The organism is Erysipelatoclostridium sp. MSK.23.31 (assembly GCF_019125875.1).
GTDB classification, from domain to species: domain Bacteria; phylum Bacillota_I; class Bacilli_A; order Erysipelotrichales; family Coprobacillaceae; genus Thomasclavelia; species Thomasclavelia ramosa.
This window is the reverse complement of record NZ_JAHOCB010000018.1, coordinates 12,399-28,575: the sequence shown is the minus strand read 5'-3', so window position 1 is coordinate 28,575 and position 16,177 is coordinate 12,399. Positions and strand designations below refer to the sequence as shown.

Below are 16,177 nucleotides of genomic sequence, written 5' to 3'. Positions count from 1 at the left end.
TCTTAAGCAGATAAGACTTTTCTTCCTCTTTTACGGCGACGTGCAAGTACTTTTCTTCCTCCTACAGTAGCCATTCTAGCTCTAAAACCATGAGTTTTTGATCTTTTTCTCTTATTTGGTTGATATGTTCTTTTCATTAATTACACCTCCAAAATTTTTTATACTTTTATACAAATAACATATGCCTCACCATTTTATATGAAAAAGCTCGTTAAGTCAATGAAATTACGGGAAAAAGTATAATTAGGAAAATCTAACATTTTACAAATCTCACAAAATAATGTGAATTTTAAAAAATCTTTTTAGACAAATTTATTAATTCAGATTTATTAAAATAGTTTATATTGTACAAAAGTCACATTAAATTGTGCTTTTCTTTTTGCTATTAAGAATAAAAAAACCTTAATTTATAAGGATTTTCTTGATTTTCGATAAAAAGTAACATTATTTTGTGACTTCTTTCTCGACGAATCTTGCTAATTAATCATAAATTAACCTAAACTTCACACAACTTATGCACAAAGTCATACCCTTATTTTTTACTATGTGAATAAATGTGAAAAACTCTCAAAGTGCTTGGAATAACAAATATGCTATTGTGAGTTTATTATGAACAGTAGTTTCTAGATAACTAGATAGCCACATTTTTCACATTCACATAAATCTTTATGCACAAGTAAAGTTGTGAATATTGTGAATTTCTAATAAAAACCTACGGAAATGTAACAATTATTGTGAATAACTTTGTGAACACTCTTTTTTAACTGTTTTTATCCTTTAAATTTACATTTTATTAACTTATAATGAGGTTTGCGGAGGTTAAAAAATGAGCGATAATAGTAAGATTTGGCAATTATGCCTCGACACTTTAGAAAAACAAAATTTGCCAGAAGAACGTAAAATCGATAAAGTAATCATGGAATCTGTTTTTCGAAGTGCAAAAATAGCATCCATTAACAATAACAAAGTTATTATTACAACCCCATTTTCATTTAATGTTGAAACAATTAAAAATAACCAAAAAGACATTGAAGATATTCTTTCTGGGATGTTAGCTTCATCAATTAATCTTGAAATCGTTGGTGAAGAAGACTTTAAAAAATCTGTTGCCGTTAAACAAGAAACGCCATTTAGAGATAATCTGAATCGTACCTTGACATTTGATAACTTTGTTGTAGGAAGTTCTAATCGCATGGCACAAAATGCAGCTCTATTAGTATCTACTAATCCGGGTTCTAATTTTAATCCACTGTTTATTTATAGTAATCCTGGATTAGGTAAGACCCATCTATTAAATGCAATTGGAAATTATGCAAAAGAAGTAAATCCAGCGCTTAGAATTCGTTATATTACAAGTAAAGATTTTGTTGATGAAGTTATTGGGGCAATGAAAGGCCGTGATGGTGATGAAATCTATGATAAGTATAAAAATCTCGATATTTTATTAATTGATGATATTCAATTTTTATTCAATAAAGAAAAAAGCAGCGAGATATTTTTCCACATTTTTAATGAATTAATTAATAATAATAAACAAATTGTTATTACAAGTGATAAGATGCCTGAAGAATTACAAGGAATTGAATCACGTTTAATCAGCCGTTTCAATTCAGGATTAAGTTTCGGAATTGATCCGCCAGAATTTGAAACAGCTCGCGCTATCTTAGAAAAAAAGATAGAAAATCTTGATAATCCTTCTTTAATTATTCAAGATGATGTTGTTGATTTTATGGCTAATCATTATTGTAAAGATATTCGTAGTCTTGAAGGGGCTTTAAAACGTCTTTTCTTCTGTAGCATTATGAATCATACTAATAATATTGATATGGCTTTTGCATTAGAATCTTTTAAAGATGATAAAATTGTTCAAAATCCAAAGAGTTCCCTAACTAAAGAAAGTATTTTAAAAACAACTGCAGAATTCTATTATCTGACAATCAGTCAGCTAATTTCAAAAAACAAGACACGTAAATTAACAACCCCAAGAGAAATGTGTATGTATTTAATGCGGGAATTATTAGATATTACTTTTGCTGAAATTGGGGCTACTTTTAGCAATCGAGATCATTCAACAGTAATGAAAGCATGTGCTCGCGTAGAAACTAAAATCAAGAAAGATCCTGACTACAAATTAGCAATAAATAAGTTAAAAGACAAATTAGGTATCGTTTAGACACAAAACTACCACAAATTGCACACATAGTTATACACATAAAAAACACTGATTATATCAGCTTATTTAATGCTTATGCACAATATTCACACTATAATAATATTAATAGCATTATTTTAAATAATTATATATAATTAGTCACAAGGAGGAAATTTATGAATTTTAAAATAAAACGACTTAAATTATTAAATGCTCTTGCTAAAGCAACTAAAGCAGTTTCAATTCGAAGTCCCTTACCAGTATTGACTGGAATTAAGTTTGATTTACAAGACGATTGTTTAATTCTAACTGGTAGTGATTCTGACATTACAATTCAAACTAAAATTGAAAAAGATGAAGATTTAACGATTTATCAAACTGGTGGGGTAGTTTTAAATTCTCGTTACATCTTAGATATTGTTCGTAAGATTGATAGTGATGAAATTAAAATTGAGATTTTAGATGGTGCTTTAACTAGAATTTCGGGAGCAACTTCTAAATTTGACTTAAATGGTACTGATGTTTTAGATTATCCACGAATTGATTTATCAAAAACTGGAACAAAAGTATTATTAAATGCACTATCTTTAAAAGATATTATTTCACAGACCAAATTTGCTGCTAGTGATAAAGAACACAAACCAATTTTAACAGGAATCAACTTTAAAGCAGGAAATCGTCAATTAGAATGTACAGCAACGGATAGCTATCGTCTAGCTAAGAAAATTGTATCTTTAGATGAAGACGTTACTTTCAATATTACAATTCCTCAAAAATCTTTAGATGAAATTTCAAAAATTATTGAACGTGATGAAATGATTGAAATGTATGTTTCTGATCGTAAAGTCCTTTATGTGTTTGATAATAATATTATTCAAACACGATTAATTGATGGAACTTTCCCAGATACTAATCGTTTAATTCCTGATGCTTTTGATTATGAACTAGATTTAGATGCTCATTATCTATTAAATGCTATTGATCGTGTTTCATTACTAACAAATGAACAAAATAATATTATTAAATTAGATATGTCTGATGAAAAAGTCGTCCTATCATCATATATGCAAGAAATCGGTTCTGTAGAAGAAATTTTAGATAAATCTTTTTATAAAGGAACACCAATAAGTATCTCATTTAGTTCAAAATATGCAACTGATGCAATTAGAGCTTTTAATGAACCAAAAATTAAAATTTTATTTACTGGAGAAATGAAACCTTTTATTATTAAAGATTTTGAAAAAGATGATGTAATTCAATTAGTTTTACCAGTAAGAACTTTCTAAGCTACATTATGTAGCTTTTTTTTTCGTGAAAGTATTTTTTTACTAGTTGTTTTATTTATATGTGGATAAATTTTAAATATGAGCGAATTTTAATAAAAAATAAGATTTTATTCATTTTTATAAAAAATGCGTTAAAATGCTTATTTTTTTGATTTTAACAACAATTTATGTTATAATAACTCTAGATTTTATAAAAAAAGAGGATAGTCATGAAAAAAATTCAAATAAGAGATGAATATATTACCCTAGGACAGTTTTTAAAGTATGCAGGATGTGTTTCTAGTGGAATCGAAGCTAAGATGGTTATTAAAGATGAATTAGTGATGGTTAATGGTGAAGTGGAAACAAGAAGAGGCAAGAAACTTCGAACTGGTGACCAGATAGAATTTAATGGAGAGTCTTTTGTTATTGATTAATGAAAGTTAATTCATTATGTCTAGACAATTTTCGTAATTATAATCATTTTTTTATTGAGTTTGATCGTGATATCAATATTTTAATTGGCAGTAATGGACAAGGTAAAACTAATCTGATCGAAGCGATTTATTTATTGTCAGTAGGAAAATCTTTTAAAACTCATATAAATAAGCAGATGATTATGTTTGATTGCGAATTTGCGAAAGTAAAAGGTGAAGTCACTTCCAATAATAAGCTCCGTAGTTTAGAAATGATTCTTGGGAGTGATTTTAAACGTGCGAAAATAGATGACCAGGATATTTATAAAATTAGTGAATATGTTGGTCTTTTAAATGTCGTAGTTTTTGTTCCTGATGATCTTTATTTAATTAAGGGCAGTCCAAATAATCGCCGACGTTTTATTGATTTAGAATTATCAAAAATCTCACCTATCTATGTTTTTAATTTAAGTAAATACAATAATTTACTTAAGGAGAGAAATAAGTATTTAAAAATTTTAAATCAAAAGAATCGTGATGGTGATGAATATTTAGAAGTACTTGACGAACAGATGGCACGATTGCAAGTAGAGTTGATTAAAAAAAGAATTGATTTTATTAAGAATTTAAATCAAAAAGTAACTTCTATTTATAATTTAATTGCTAAAAATGATAATGAGAAAATTAGCTTACGATACAGTTGTTTCCTTAAACAAGAGTTAACGTATGAAAATATTTTAGCATTATATAAAAAAAATCATCAGCGAGATATTCGATATATGCAAAGTCATTTAGGAATTCATAAAGATGATTTGAAAATCTTTATGAATGGCAATGCTGCAGATTTATTTGCTTCACAGGGGCAACAAAGAACGATTGTATTAAGTCTAAAGATTGCGTTGATTGAATTGATTAAAGATGAAATAGGAGAATATCCTGTTTTACTATTAGACGATGTTTTATCTGAGTTAGATGAAGCGCGTAAAAATATGTTATTAGATATTTTGAATCAGAAAATTCAAACTTTTATTACAACAACTTCAATTGATGGAATTAATCATCAAATTGTTGAAAAGGCAAAAAAAATCTATATTAAGGGTGGCAAGGAGGCTACATAATGTCAGAAGAAAAAGTAGAACATAGTTATGATGAATCCGATATTCAAGTCTTAGAAGGACTTGAAGCGGTTCGTAAAAGACCAGGAATGTATATTGGGACAACTTCAATTAGGGGATTACATCATTTAGTTTGGGAAATTGTTGATAACTCGATTGACGAGGCATTAGCTGGATATGCTAGTCATATTCGCGTAATTTTAAAGGATGATGATGTTGTTCAAGTAATTGATGACGGTCGAGGAATGCCAACCGGTACTCATGCTAAGACTGGAATCTCAACAGTTGAAACAATTTTTACAGTATTACATGCTGGTGGAAAATTTGGTGGTGGCGGATACAAAGTATCTGGTGGACTTCATGGGGTTGGAGCCTCAGTTGTAAATGCGCTTTCAGAATGGTTAGAAGTAAATGTTCATCGTGATGGACATGAATATTATCAGCGTTTTGAAAATGGTGGGAAACCAGCAGGTGAATTAAAGATTATTGGTGACTCTGATATAACAGGAACAATTGTTACTTTTAAGGCTGATAAAATAATTTTTAAAGAGGGTACTGTTTATGATTATGATACACTCAGACAAAGAATTAGAGAGTTAGCATTTTTAAATAAGGGATTACGTTTATCGTTAGAAGATCAACGTAACGGTGTGGATCGAAAACATGAATATTATTATGAGGGCGGAATTAAAGAATATGTTGCCTATATTAATAAAAATAAAACACCGATTCATGAAGAAATAATCTATGTTGAAGATATGCAGCAAGAAATTACAATTGAAGTAGGAATGCAATATAATGATGGTTATCAATCAAATATTTATTCCTTCTGTAATAATATCAATACTCATGAAGGGGGAACTCATGAAGAAGGTTTCCGTTTAGCTTTAACACGAGTTATTAATAATTATGCTAAAAGTAAAGGACTGCTAAAGAAAGATGAAGAAGCTTTATCTGGTGACGATGTTCGTGAAGGTTTAACAGCGATTATTTCGGTTAAACATCCTGATCCCCAATATGAAGGACAAACTAAAACAAAATTAGGTAACGCTGAAGTTCGAAAAATTGCCAGCAATATTATTAGCGCATCATTAGATAAATTTTTATTAGAAAATCCTGATACAGCTAAGATTATTGTTGATAAAGCTATTGTTGCAGCAAGAGCAAGAATGGCAGCTAAAAAAGCTCGAGAAATGACAAGAAGAAAAAATGTTCTTGAAGTTTCAAACTTGCCAGGTAAATTAGCTGACTGTTCAAGTAAAGATGCTAGTGAATGTGAAATCTTTATTGTCGAAGGGGATTCCGCTGGGGGGAGTGCCAAAATGGGACGTGACCGTCGAATTCAGGCAATTCTACCATTACGTGGAAAAATTTTAAACGTTGAAAAATCGAGATTAGAAAAAATCCTTGGAAATGCTGAAATTCGTTCTATGATTACAGCGTTTGGTACAGGAATCGGAGAAGAGTTTAATCTAGATAAATTAAGATATCATAAAATTGTAATTATGACCGATGCCGATGTTGATGGTGGGCACATCAGAATCTTAATGTTAACATTCTTGTATCGTTATTTAAGACCGTTAGTTGAAGGTGGCTTTGTTTATGCGGCTCAACCACCACTTTATTTATTGAAACATGGTAAAGATGAATATTATTGTTATAGTGATGAAGAACTAGATGATTTGAAAACTAAGATTGGTGAAGGTGCTAAATATAGTATTCAACGTTATAAAGGTCTTGGAGAAATGAATGCAGAACAACTTTGGGAAACAACGATGGATCCTGAAAAACGAATTTTAAATCAAATTGATTTAGACGAAGCAATGGAAGCGGATATGATTTTTGATATGTTAATGGGTGAAAAAGTTGAACCAAGACGTGAATTTATTCAAGAAAACGCTAAATACGTTACTGATTTAGATATTTAAGATAAAGGAGATAAATAATGGAAGAACGGGGAATTAGAAAAGTAAAACTAACATCTGAAATGAAAAACTCTTTTATGCAGTATGCGATGTCAGTTATCGTATCAAGAGCTTTACCTGATGTTCGAGATGGGTTAAAACCAGTTCAAAGAAGAATTATTTACGGGATGAGTGATTTGGGATGTACTCCAGGTACACCATATAAGAAATCTGCCCGTATTGTCGGAGAAGTTATGGGGAAATATCATCCTCATGGTGACGCTTCAATATATGAAGCTTTAGTTAGAATGGCTCAAGATTTCTCATATCGTTATATGTTAGTTGATGGTCATGGGAATTTTGGCTCAATCGATGGTGATGGAGCAGCAGCACAACGTTATACTGAGGCAAGAATGTCAAAAATATCTAGTGAGCTGGTTCGTGATTTAAAGGAAGATACAATTGATTTTATTCCAAACTATGATGGTGAAGAACAGGAACCGGCGGTTTTACCGGCTCGTATTCCCAACTTACTAATTAATGGTTCAACGGGGATTGCAGTTGGGATGGCTACTAATATTCCACCTCATAACTTAGTAGAAGTGATTGAAGCAATTTTAGCAGTTGCAAAAGATCCGGATATCACAATCATGGAATTAATGGAAAATTATATTCAAGGTCCTGATTTTCCAACTGGTGGTTATATTTTAGGTAAAACAGCAATTAAAAAAGCCTATGAGACAGGAAATGGTCTAATTGTCATGCGAGCAAAAACGGAAATTGAAGAAAAAGGAAGTAAAAAAGTTATTGTTGTTACTGAAATTCCTTATATGGTCAATAAAGCTCGGATGATTGAAAAAATGTCACAGTTAGTTCGGGAAAAGAAAATTGAAGGAATTACAGAAATACGTGATGAATCAAATCGCGATGGTATTCGAGTTGTAATTGAATTACGTCGGGATATTCAACCAGAAGTAATTTTGAATCAATTATATAAATTAACATCATTGCAGACAACCTTCGGGGCTAACTGCATTGCCTTGGTCAATAATGAACCAAAAACATTAAATCTAAAGGAAATGATTACTTTATACCTTGATCATCAAGAAGAAGTAATTAAACGACGTACTAAATTCAGATTAACTAAAGCTGAAGACCGAGCTCATATTTTAGAAGGATTAAAAAGAGCTCTTGATCAAATTGATGCTATTATTGATTTAATTAGATCAAGTCGTACTACTGAAATCATTCAAACTAGATTGATGGAAGAATTTAATATGTCTGATAAACAAGCTAAAGCAATTCGAGAAATGCAATTACAACGTCTAGCTGGTTTGGAAAGACAAAAAATTGAAGATGATTTAAATAAATTATTAGAAATTATTGCTGATTTAAAAGATATCCTAGAAAATAGAGAACGTTTATTATCGATCATTCATGATGAATTAGAAGAAATTAAAGATAAATATGGTGATAAACGCCGTACGGAAATTATTCAAGGAACATTTGATTTAGAAGACGAAGATTTAATTCCAGTAGAAGACGTTATTATTTCTTTAACTAATAATGGATATGTTAAGAGAATGCCAGTAGATACATACAAAACACAAAACCGTGGTGGACGAGGAATCAAGGGAATGGCAACTAATAGCGATGATATTGTAAGTTCGTTAATTAATATGTCGACTCATGATGATCTATTATTCTTTACAAATTTTGGTAAAGTATATCGTTTAAAAGGATATAATATTCCAGAGTTTGGACGTTCGGCTAAAGGTTTACCTGTTGTAAATTTATTAAATCTTGATAAAGAAGAACAAGTTAAATCGATGATTAGTATTAATCGTAAGCAAATTGAAGAAAATAATGATTATTATTTATTCTTTGTAACTGCTAGCGGTTTAGTAAAACGAGTTCACATCAATGAATTTGAACGAATTCGTCAATCTGGAAAGATTGCGATAAGCTTAAGAGATGATGATCAATTAGTTTCGGTTAAATTAACAGGTGGTAATGATCAAATCTTAATCGCCGCCTCTAACGGTAAATTAGTTCGTTTTGAAGAAACTAATGTTCGGCCAATGGGACGAAGTGCTAGTGGGGTTAAAGGAATCAATGTTGATGGTAGCGAAGTTATCGGAATGACAACTGATAAAGAAGGTAAATATATCATGGTTGTGACAGAACGTGGTTATGGTAAGATGTCGCCATTAGAAGAGTATCGTTTGTCAAATCGTGGTGGTAAAGGGGTTAAAACTATTAATGCAACAGAGCGAAATGGTCAAATCGTTGCATTGCGTGCTGTTAATGGCGATGAAGATTTATTAATCATTACTGACGATGGAATCATGATTCGTTTACCAATGGAACAAGTTAAAACAGCCGGTCGAGCTACACAAGGAGTACGTTTAATTAAAGTAAATGCAGAAAACAAGGTATCTTCAGTAGAGGTAGTTGAAAAAGCTGCTGAAACAGAAGAAGATAAATCTGAAGAAGAATAGAATTAAAAGTATCGCTTAGCGATACTTTTAATTCTTTGAAAAAGGAAAATAAAATGATTATAAGACCAGAAGAAAAACAAGATTTTAATGAAATATATACTGTAGTAAAAGCCGCTTTTGCAACAGCTGAACATAGTGATGGAAATGAACAAGATTTAGTTATAGCTTTAAGGACTGGTAATAATTATATTCAAAAATTATCATTAGTTGCTAAAATTGATAATCAGCTCGTTGGTTATATTATGTTTACAACAGCAAAAGTTGGAAATGATACAGTATTAGTTTTAGCACCATTAGCTATTTTACCAGCATTTCAAAAACAAGGGATTGGTAGTACTTTAATTAACAAAGGCCATCAAATTGCTAAAGAATTAGGATATGAATATTGTTTAGTTTTAGGTAGTGAGCACTATTATCCACGATTTGGATATTTACCAGCTGAACAGTTTGGAATCAAAGTGCCTAAGGGAATTCCTTCAATTAATTTTATGGCAAAAAAACTGATATTTAGAGCTGGTAAAATTAGTGGCGAAGTTAAATATGCAAAAGAATTTGGAATATAAAATAACTCTCACTTAATTGTGAGAGTTAATTTTGATTAATAAAAGCTAATATTTGTTCTATTATATCAAAATGATACTGTGCACTATTTTTAATAACTGTTTCAACATGATTAAAAGTAAAACTGTTATCAGTACATTGCAGCATACAAATATCATTTTCACCATCTCCAATTGTATAAAGTTGCTCAGCTTTTAATTGATAGAAAAGTTTTAATAATTCAGATGCTTTAGAAATATCTTTAGCTAAAATATCAGTATAGCGGGAATTATGAAAGACATTAATATTTTCAATTTGGTCAAATGTATACTGCTTTCTTTGGGCAATAGAATCAAATTCTAAGGCAAACGAAATAATTTCATTTCTTATATTTTCTAAATCTTCTAGGTTATTGATTACAATACTCTGGGACATCGTATTTGCGGTTATTATTTTATTATTACTTTTAGTTGTTAATCTAATGTAACAGCTCCATTAGCACAAATGACATAATCAAAGAAATCAATATCATATTTCTTAATACCATCTTTGAATTTCTGAGGACTTCTTTCGGTTACGATAATAAAGATGTTACCAGCATCTCTAAATTGTTTAATTTGTTTTCTAGTTTCAGGTAGAATTACTTTATTTGTAGTAATTGTACCGTCAAAATCACTACCAATTATCTTCATTTTTTCCTCTTTCTTGCAACAAACATTCCGGCATGGGTAGTCAAATAAAAAAGATTATTTTTATTTAAATATTTTTGCATATATTCATATGGTTGTTTTTTCTTTTTATATAGTGGCTCAAGATTAAGACTTAGACCTTTACCACTTAAAATAAATTGATAATAAAGATCCAAGTCAGTTATTTCATAAACCTCTTTTCGATCATATAATTTTATATCTTGAAAATATTTTTCTAATTTTGTTTTACCATTTTCATAACCAAAGAGTTGATATAAAATTTCTTGATTAAATGAGATTTTTGAATCAAAATCTTTTAACATAACATCTCTTTCTTTCATCATATCTTTAGCAATAGTTGAACATTAGAGAATTCCATCATCTTTTAAAATACGATTGATTTCTTGTAATGCTTTTGGTAAGTCGTCAAAATACATGAAAACATGATTTGCTATAACGACATCAAAACTTTTATCAAGATATGGTAAATAATAACAATCAGCTTCTTCAATTGTTTTAATTTGGGGTAAATGTTGAGTATTGTTTTGACATTCTTCAAGCATTTTCAGAGAAATATCAGCTAAAGTAATCGAAATATTATTAGAAATTTTATTTTGATTATTTAACCAAATAGTTCCATCACCACACCCAATATCTAGTATCTTGGCATTGGGACAAAATTGATTATATGTGTATTCGATAAATAACACCTCCCTTGCTTTTTCATTCTAGCAAGTGACGTTACGTTCCTGTCAATAGTTAAATAAATATAAAATGTTCTCACTTTAGAACAATTTTATTGACAAGAACAAATTGCTTTGATAAACTCATGGAGGATAAAATTAAATAATTGGTAGAGGTGCAATGATCAATAGTAGCAAAATGTAATGTTTGGTGACAGCATTTGCGAAAGGGTGATTTGCCGAAGGAAATAGTAACACCAATTACTATTTACCTGGGGGATTATAGAAGATATAATTTCCTGTCACATTCATGTGGAGCGCTATCTTAGTATATAAGTACTTTGATTGTTGCCAATTAAAGTATTTTTTTATGGAGGAAAAGATGGATTTTGTACAAACAGGGTGGGCGTTATTGCCACCGGTCATTGCAATTTTAATTGCATTAAAAACTAAAGAAGTTTATTTATCATTATTTTTTGGAATTGTTTCGGGGGCTTTACTGTTAAGTAACTTTCATATTATTGATACTGTTAATGTTATGTTTGATACAATGATTGGAAGTTTAAGTGATACATGGAATATCGGTATTTTAATATTCTTAATATTTTTAGGAATTATAGTTACATTGATGACTAAAGCGGGTGGAAGTAGAGCATATGGACTTTGGGCAAAAGAAAAAATAAAATCAAGACAAGGCTCACTATTTTCAACCTTCTTGTTAGGAATTTTAATCTTTGTAGATGATTATTTTAATTGTTTAACAGTTGGAAGTGTAATGCGTGAAGTAACAGATGAATTTAGTGTTTCAAGAGCAAAATTAGCTTATATTATTGATAGTACTGCGGCTCCAATCTGTATTATTGCTCCAATTTCTAGTTGGGCGGCTGCTGTAAGTGGTTATACAAGTGGTGATGGTTTTAGTTTATTCTTACAAACAATTCCCTTTAACTTGTATGCTTTATTAACAATCGTAATGGTGACTTATGTTATTAAGAAAGATTTTCATATTGGAACAATGAAACATCATGAAATAGCTGCTCAAAATGGTGATGTGCATAATGGTGTAAATGATTATGAAGAAGGAGAAGAAATGGAAGTTTCTGATCAAGGGCGGGTTTATGATCTATTATTGCCAGTTTTTTTCTTAATCATTAGTTGTATTGTGGGAATGTTATACACAGGTGGTTTCTTTGAAGGAGTATCATTCATTACGGCTTTTACTAACTGCGATGCTTCAAGAGGACTGGTCTTGGGATCATTTTTTACACTAGTATTTATCTTTATTTTGTATCTTCCTAGAAAGATTATTAGTTATGAAGATTTTGCTAAATGTATACCAATGGGATTCAAAACGATGGTTCCAGCGATGATTATACTTACTTTAGCATGGACTTTAGGGGATTTAGTGTCAGATAAATTACAAGCTGGGGTCTTTGTTTATAATTTAATGCAGGGAGCTAGTATCTCTACAGCAATTTTACCGGTTTGTTTATTTTTAGTTGGAACAGGTCTAGCATTTGCAACGGGGACTTCATGGGGAACTTTTGGAATTTTAATTCCTATCGCGACTTCGATTTTCCCCGAAGGTTCACAAATGCTTGTAATTGCGATTGCATCTATTTTAGCAGGGGCAGTCTGTGGCGATCATATTTCACCAATTTCTGATACGACGATCATGGCTTCGGCCGGAGCTCAATGTAATCATGTTAATCACGTCACTTCTCAGATACCTTACGCAATGTTAGTTGCTGGAGCTTGTGTTGTTGGATATTTAGTTGCTGGTTTTACTACAAATGTTGTATTGACATTTGTGATTGCAATAATTGCCTTATTCATATTTATTTTTATAACCAAATATTTTTATAATTTTAAAGCAAAGAAGGACTAAGTGTCCTTTTTCTTTATACTTTATTTTATAATTATATTAAATAACGGTTATATTTGATATAATGAAAATAGAGTGTGACCAGAAAGGTGGTGTTAAAATGGAAGAAAGTCATAATTTTTATTTAAACGATTATACTGAATTTGTTAAACAGGCGACTGATATTATCGAAAGTAATAAGAATAGTAAAAATTATGTAATTATGTACGCTGATTTAACTAATTTTCAATTAGTTAATGACTTTTATGGTTTTATTGAAGGGGATCGTTTTCTTTTAGAATTTGCTAAATTTTTAAGTATGTCTCCACGGACAATTTTATGTGGACGTGTTTTTTCAGATCATTTTTTAAGACTATCTTTATTTGAAGATAATTGTGATATTGAATCTGTAACAAGGAATTATGAACAAAAATTAGAAACTTTTATTTCATCGCAAGAAGAACATCACCCGGATTCAAAGATTGCTGTAGCAGCAGGATTGTGTCCAGTTAAATTAGAAGAAAAAGCTATCATTAAAGCAATTGATCAAGCTAATATAGCACGAAAAGAAGCTAAAAAAGATAATCATTGTAAACTAGTTTGGTTTAATGAAGATATGCAGAAATTTATTAATAAACGTAAAATATTAGAAATTGAGATTCAAAATGCTTTACGTAATAAATTATTTACATTCTATCTTCAACCTAAAGTTAATATTAATACGGGAAAAATTGTTGGAAGTGAAGCATTAGCCCGCCTTATTAAAGATAATAAAGTTATTTATCCTGATCAATTTATTGAAATAATGGAGAAAAACGAAACAATAATTGACTTAGATTTTCTTATTTGTCAGCAAGTATGCAGGTATCTTCGAGAAAGAATTGATCAAGGCAAAAAACTAATTCCTGTATCAATGAATATGTCAAGAATGCATGTTTATGAAACTGGTTTTGTTGCTAGGGTTAATAAAATTGTTAATAAATATAATATTCCTCCATATTTATTGGAATTTGAATTAACAGAAACGGTTATTTTGAAGAATTTAACCAAGGTGAGAGAAGTAGCTGATGAATTACGAAGTTTTGGTTATCGTGTTTCGATTGATGATTATGGAACAGGTTACTCAGGGATGAATATTTGGCAAGATCTAAATTTTGATATTGTTAAATTGGATCGTTCATATATAACTAAAAGAGAGTCAAATAATAATCGCAATAATATTATTATTCCTGCAATCGTTGATATTTGTAATAAGTTACAGACAACAATTATTTGTGAAGGAGTTGAAACATTGGATCAATGTTTATATATGAAACGTTTTGGATGTAATGTAGTTCAAGGTTATTATTTTTCAAAGCCAGTTAGCACAGTAGAATTTGAAAAAATGATTGATGAAACGGACGGTAAATTTAATTTACCATGGAATAAAGATGATTTTAAATATACTTCTGTTGACAATATTTCTCAAAGTGAAATCAAAGCTATTACTAATTCTATCTTTAATTTTATTCCTGGTGGGGTGGCTGGATTCAGTTATGAATTAGAACTACTATTTGTAAGTGATAGTTTGGTTGAATTAAGTGGTTATAGTCGAGAAGAATTGCTAAGTGGAGGAATTGAATGGCCTAAAAAGTTGTTTTATAGCGAAGAAGAATTTAAACATGTTTTCTATCATAATGGATTAGCTGATCGTTCTTCTAAAAATTTAGTTGAGTTTAAAATTAAAGCTAAAAATGGTAAAACCGTGTATATTAATATGTATGGGGGATTAGTTGATAGTCCAGAGTGGGGTTCATATTATTTATGTTGTTTTTATGATGTTACAAATGAAAAAGTGAATGAATTAAAATCACATGAATTACAAGAAAATATAAATAGTTTATTAAAAAATATTAACGGTGGAATTGGTAAAATGACACTTGATGGCAAAGGAACAATTTTATTTGCATCAGATGGTTTTTATAAAACGATTGGGTATACTCGTACTGATTTTAATCAACCGCCAATCAATAATGATTTAAGTCAGATAGTTAGTAAAGAAGCTTATTTTTTATGTAATCATGTAATTGAACAGATTAAAGCTGGTAAAATCGATTATTTTGAAGTTGAAGTAAATTCCAAAACTGCACAAAAGATTTGGCTAACGATCTATTTTTCTAATATTCACAGAGAAAATGGAAAATTAGTAGCTGATGTTTTTTGTATCGATAGCACTGTTGATCATCAACAAATGATGCTAGAACAACACTGTAATGAGATGGAAGATAATTTAAATATTGTTATTGAAAATACCCCAGGGGATATTGTCGTTATTAAAATAAAAGATGATCATATTACCACTAAATTCCTTAGTCATGGATTATCTAAAATATTTGATTTTGAACAATCTGAGTTAACAGATATACTGAAACATAATAAAGGATTTGATTTAGTTTATGAAGATGATCGAGAAGTTTTAGCTAAACAATTTATAGAATTATCTAAACAAAAAAGTTGTGTAAATTTTGATTATCGCTCATATTATAAAAATGGTAAAGTCAGTTGGCATAATATCAATGCAAACTTTTATCGTCAAGAAGAAGATGGAACAATCATTTATCATGGAATTATCACTAATATTAATACTCTTAAAGAACAACAAGAACGTGCGGAAAAATTAAAAGATCGTTATAATTTTATTTTATCAGTGTTGGCTGTTGATGTTTGGAATTTTGATGTTAGAAATAATCGGATGGATAGTTTATATATGGATGATAAATTTAGTATTGATTTACCTAAAGGAGCAAAAATAGTTCCTGAAAAATTATTAGAAGATGCGCTTATTTTACCTGAAGATCAGAATAAATATTTAAATATGCTCACTTCAATAAGAGCGGGACAGAAAACAGCCCATGATAAATTACATTGTCGAATTAAAACGGGTGAATATAATTTATTTGATCTTATGATAAGAGTAAAGGATACTAATTCAGATATGGCTATAATTATGGCTAAAAATTTTGATCAATTTTTTAATAAAAAAGAATAGGAAAAAATAAGGGCTAAATT

14 protein-coding genes and 1 riboswitch are annotated in these 16,177 nt (G+C 29.9%); of the genes, 9 read left to right on the top strand and 5 right to left on the bottom strand.

The window, feature by feature from the left end; genetic code table 11:
• Positions 1–2 precede the first annotated feature (2 nt).
• Positions 3–137 carry a 50S ribosomal protein L34 gene (rpmH, locus tag KSU54_RS09465; RefSeq protein WP_003535525.1) on the bottom strand — a complete coding sequence of 45 codons (135 nt, stop codon included), beginning with the start codon at positions 135–137 and terminating at the stop codon, positions 3–5.
• Positions 138–826: 689 nt separating this feature from the next.
• Between rpmH and dnaA the strand changes: the two genes are divergently transcribed.
• The 7 genes from dnaA (at position 827) to KSU54_RS09430 (ending at position 9,916) form a co-directional block, all read left to right on the top strand.
• Positions 827–2,173 carry a chromosomal replication initiator protein DnaA gene (gene dnaA / locus KSU54_RS09460; RefSeq protein ID WP_003535522.1) on the top strand — a complete coding sequence of 449 codons (1,347 nt, stop codon included), beginning with the start codon at positions 827–829 and terminating at the stop codon, positions 2,171–2,173.
• Positions 2,174–2,328: 155 nt separating this feature from the next.
• A complete protein-coding gene (gene dnaN, locus KSU54_RS09455) occupies positions 2,329–3,438 on the top strand; it encodes a DNA polymerase III subunit beta (protein WP_003535521.1) in 1,110 nt (369 codons plus the stop codon).
• 209 nt (positions 3,439–3,647) lie between these two features.
• Positions 3,648–3,854 carry a S4 domain-containing protein YaaA gene (gene yaaA, locus KSU54_RS09450; protein ID WP_003535520.1) on the top strand — a complete coding sequence of 69 codons (207 nt, stop codon included), beginning with the start codon at positions 3,648–3,650 and terminating at the stop codon, positions 3,852–3,854.
• Positions 3,854–4,951: a DNA replication/repair protein RecF gene (recF, locus tag KSU54_RS09445; protein ID WP_003535519.1), complete on the top strand. Its 1,098-nt coding sequence runs from the start codon at positions 3,854–3,856 to the stop codon at positions 4,949–4,951. The genes yaaA and recF overlap by 1 nt, the downstream gene beginning before the upstream one ends.
• Positions 4,951–6,876 carry a DNA topoisomerase (ATP-hydrolyzing) subunit B gene (gene gyrB, locus KSU54_RS09440; protein ID WP_003535518.1) on the top strand — a complete coding sequence of 642 codons (1,926 nt, stop codon included), beginning with the start codon at positions 4,951–4,953 and terminating at the stop codon, positions 6,874–6,876. The genes recF and gyrB overlap by 1 nt, the downstream gene beginning before the upstream one ends.
• Before the next feature lie 17 nt (positions 6,877–6,893).
• A complete protein-coding gene (gyrA, locus tag KSU54_RS09435; protein ID WP_117792141.1) occupies positions 6,894–9,353 on the top strand; it encodes a DNA gyrase subunit A in 2,460 nt (819 codons plus the stop codon).
• Positions 9,354–9,406: 53 nt separating this feature from the next.
• A complete protein-coding gene (locus tag KSU54_RS09430) occupies positions 9,407–9,916 on the top strand; it encodes a GNAT family N-acetyltransferase (RefSeq protein ID WP_003535516.1) in 510 nt (169 codons plus the stop codon).
• Positions 9,917–9,941: 25 nt separating this feature from the next.
• On the opposite strand, the gene KSU54_RS09425 is transcribed toward KSU54_RS09430, so the two are convergent.
• The 4 genes from KSU54_RS09425 to KSU54_RS09410 are packed head-to-tail and all read right to left on the bottom strand — an operon-like array spanning position 9,942 to position 11,292.
• Entirely contained in the window at positions 9,942–10,343 is a 402-nt protein-coding gene (locus KSU54_RS09425) for an HAD family hydrolase (protein WP_259394520.1), read from the bottom strand.
• Positions 10,344–10,366: 23 nt separating this feature from the next.
• The gene (locus KSU54_RS09420) at positions 10,367–10,585 is read right to left on the bottom strand and encodes an HAD family hydrolase (RefSeq protein WP_003535514.1); all 219 of its coding nucleotides are present in this window, start codon (positions 10,583–10,585) and stop codon (positions 10,367–10,369) included.
• Entirely contained in the window at positions 10,582–10,905 is a 324-nt protein-coding gene (locus KSU54_RS09415; RefSeq protein WP_117792143.1) for a hypothetical protein, read from the bottom strand. Before KSU54_RS09415 ends, KSU54_RS09420 begins: the two co-directional genes overlap by 4 nt.
• Before the next feature lie 42 nt (positions 10,906–10,947).
• Complete coding sequence (locus tag KSU54_RS09410; protein WP_003535509.1) at positions 10,948–11,292, bottom strand: class I SAM-dependent methyltransferase; 345 nt, start codon at positions 11,290–11,292, stop codon at positions 10,948–10,950.
• A gap of 136 nt (positions 11,293–11,428) precedes the next feature.
• A riboswitch (Lysine riboswitch) is annotated at positions 11,429–11,596 on the top strand.
• 51 nt (positions 11,597–11,647) lie between these two features.
• On the opposite strand from KSU54_RS09410, the gene KSU54_RS09405 reads away from it, so the two are divergent.
• Both KSU54_RS09405 and KSU54_RS09400 read left to right on the top strand, forming a co-directional pair.
• Positions 11,648–13,153 carry a Na+/H+ antiporter NhaC family protein gene (locus tag KSU54_RS09405; RefSeq protein ID WP_008792541.1) on the top strand — a complete coding sequence of 502 codons (1,506 nt, stop codon included), beginning with the start codon at positions 11,648–11,650 and terminating at the stop codon, positions 13,151–13,153.
• 97 nt (positions 13,154–13,250) lie between these two features.
• On the top strand, positions 13,251–16,157 hold the full coding sequence (locus KSU54_RS09400) for an EAL domain-containing protein (protein WP_008792540.1): 2,907 nt from the start codon (positions 13,251–13,253) through the stop codon (positions 16,155–16,157).
• Positions 16,158–16,177: the final 20 nt, after the last annotated feature.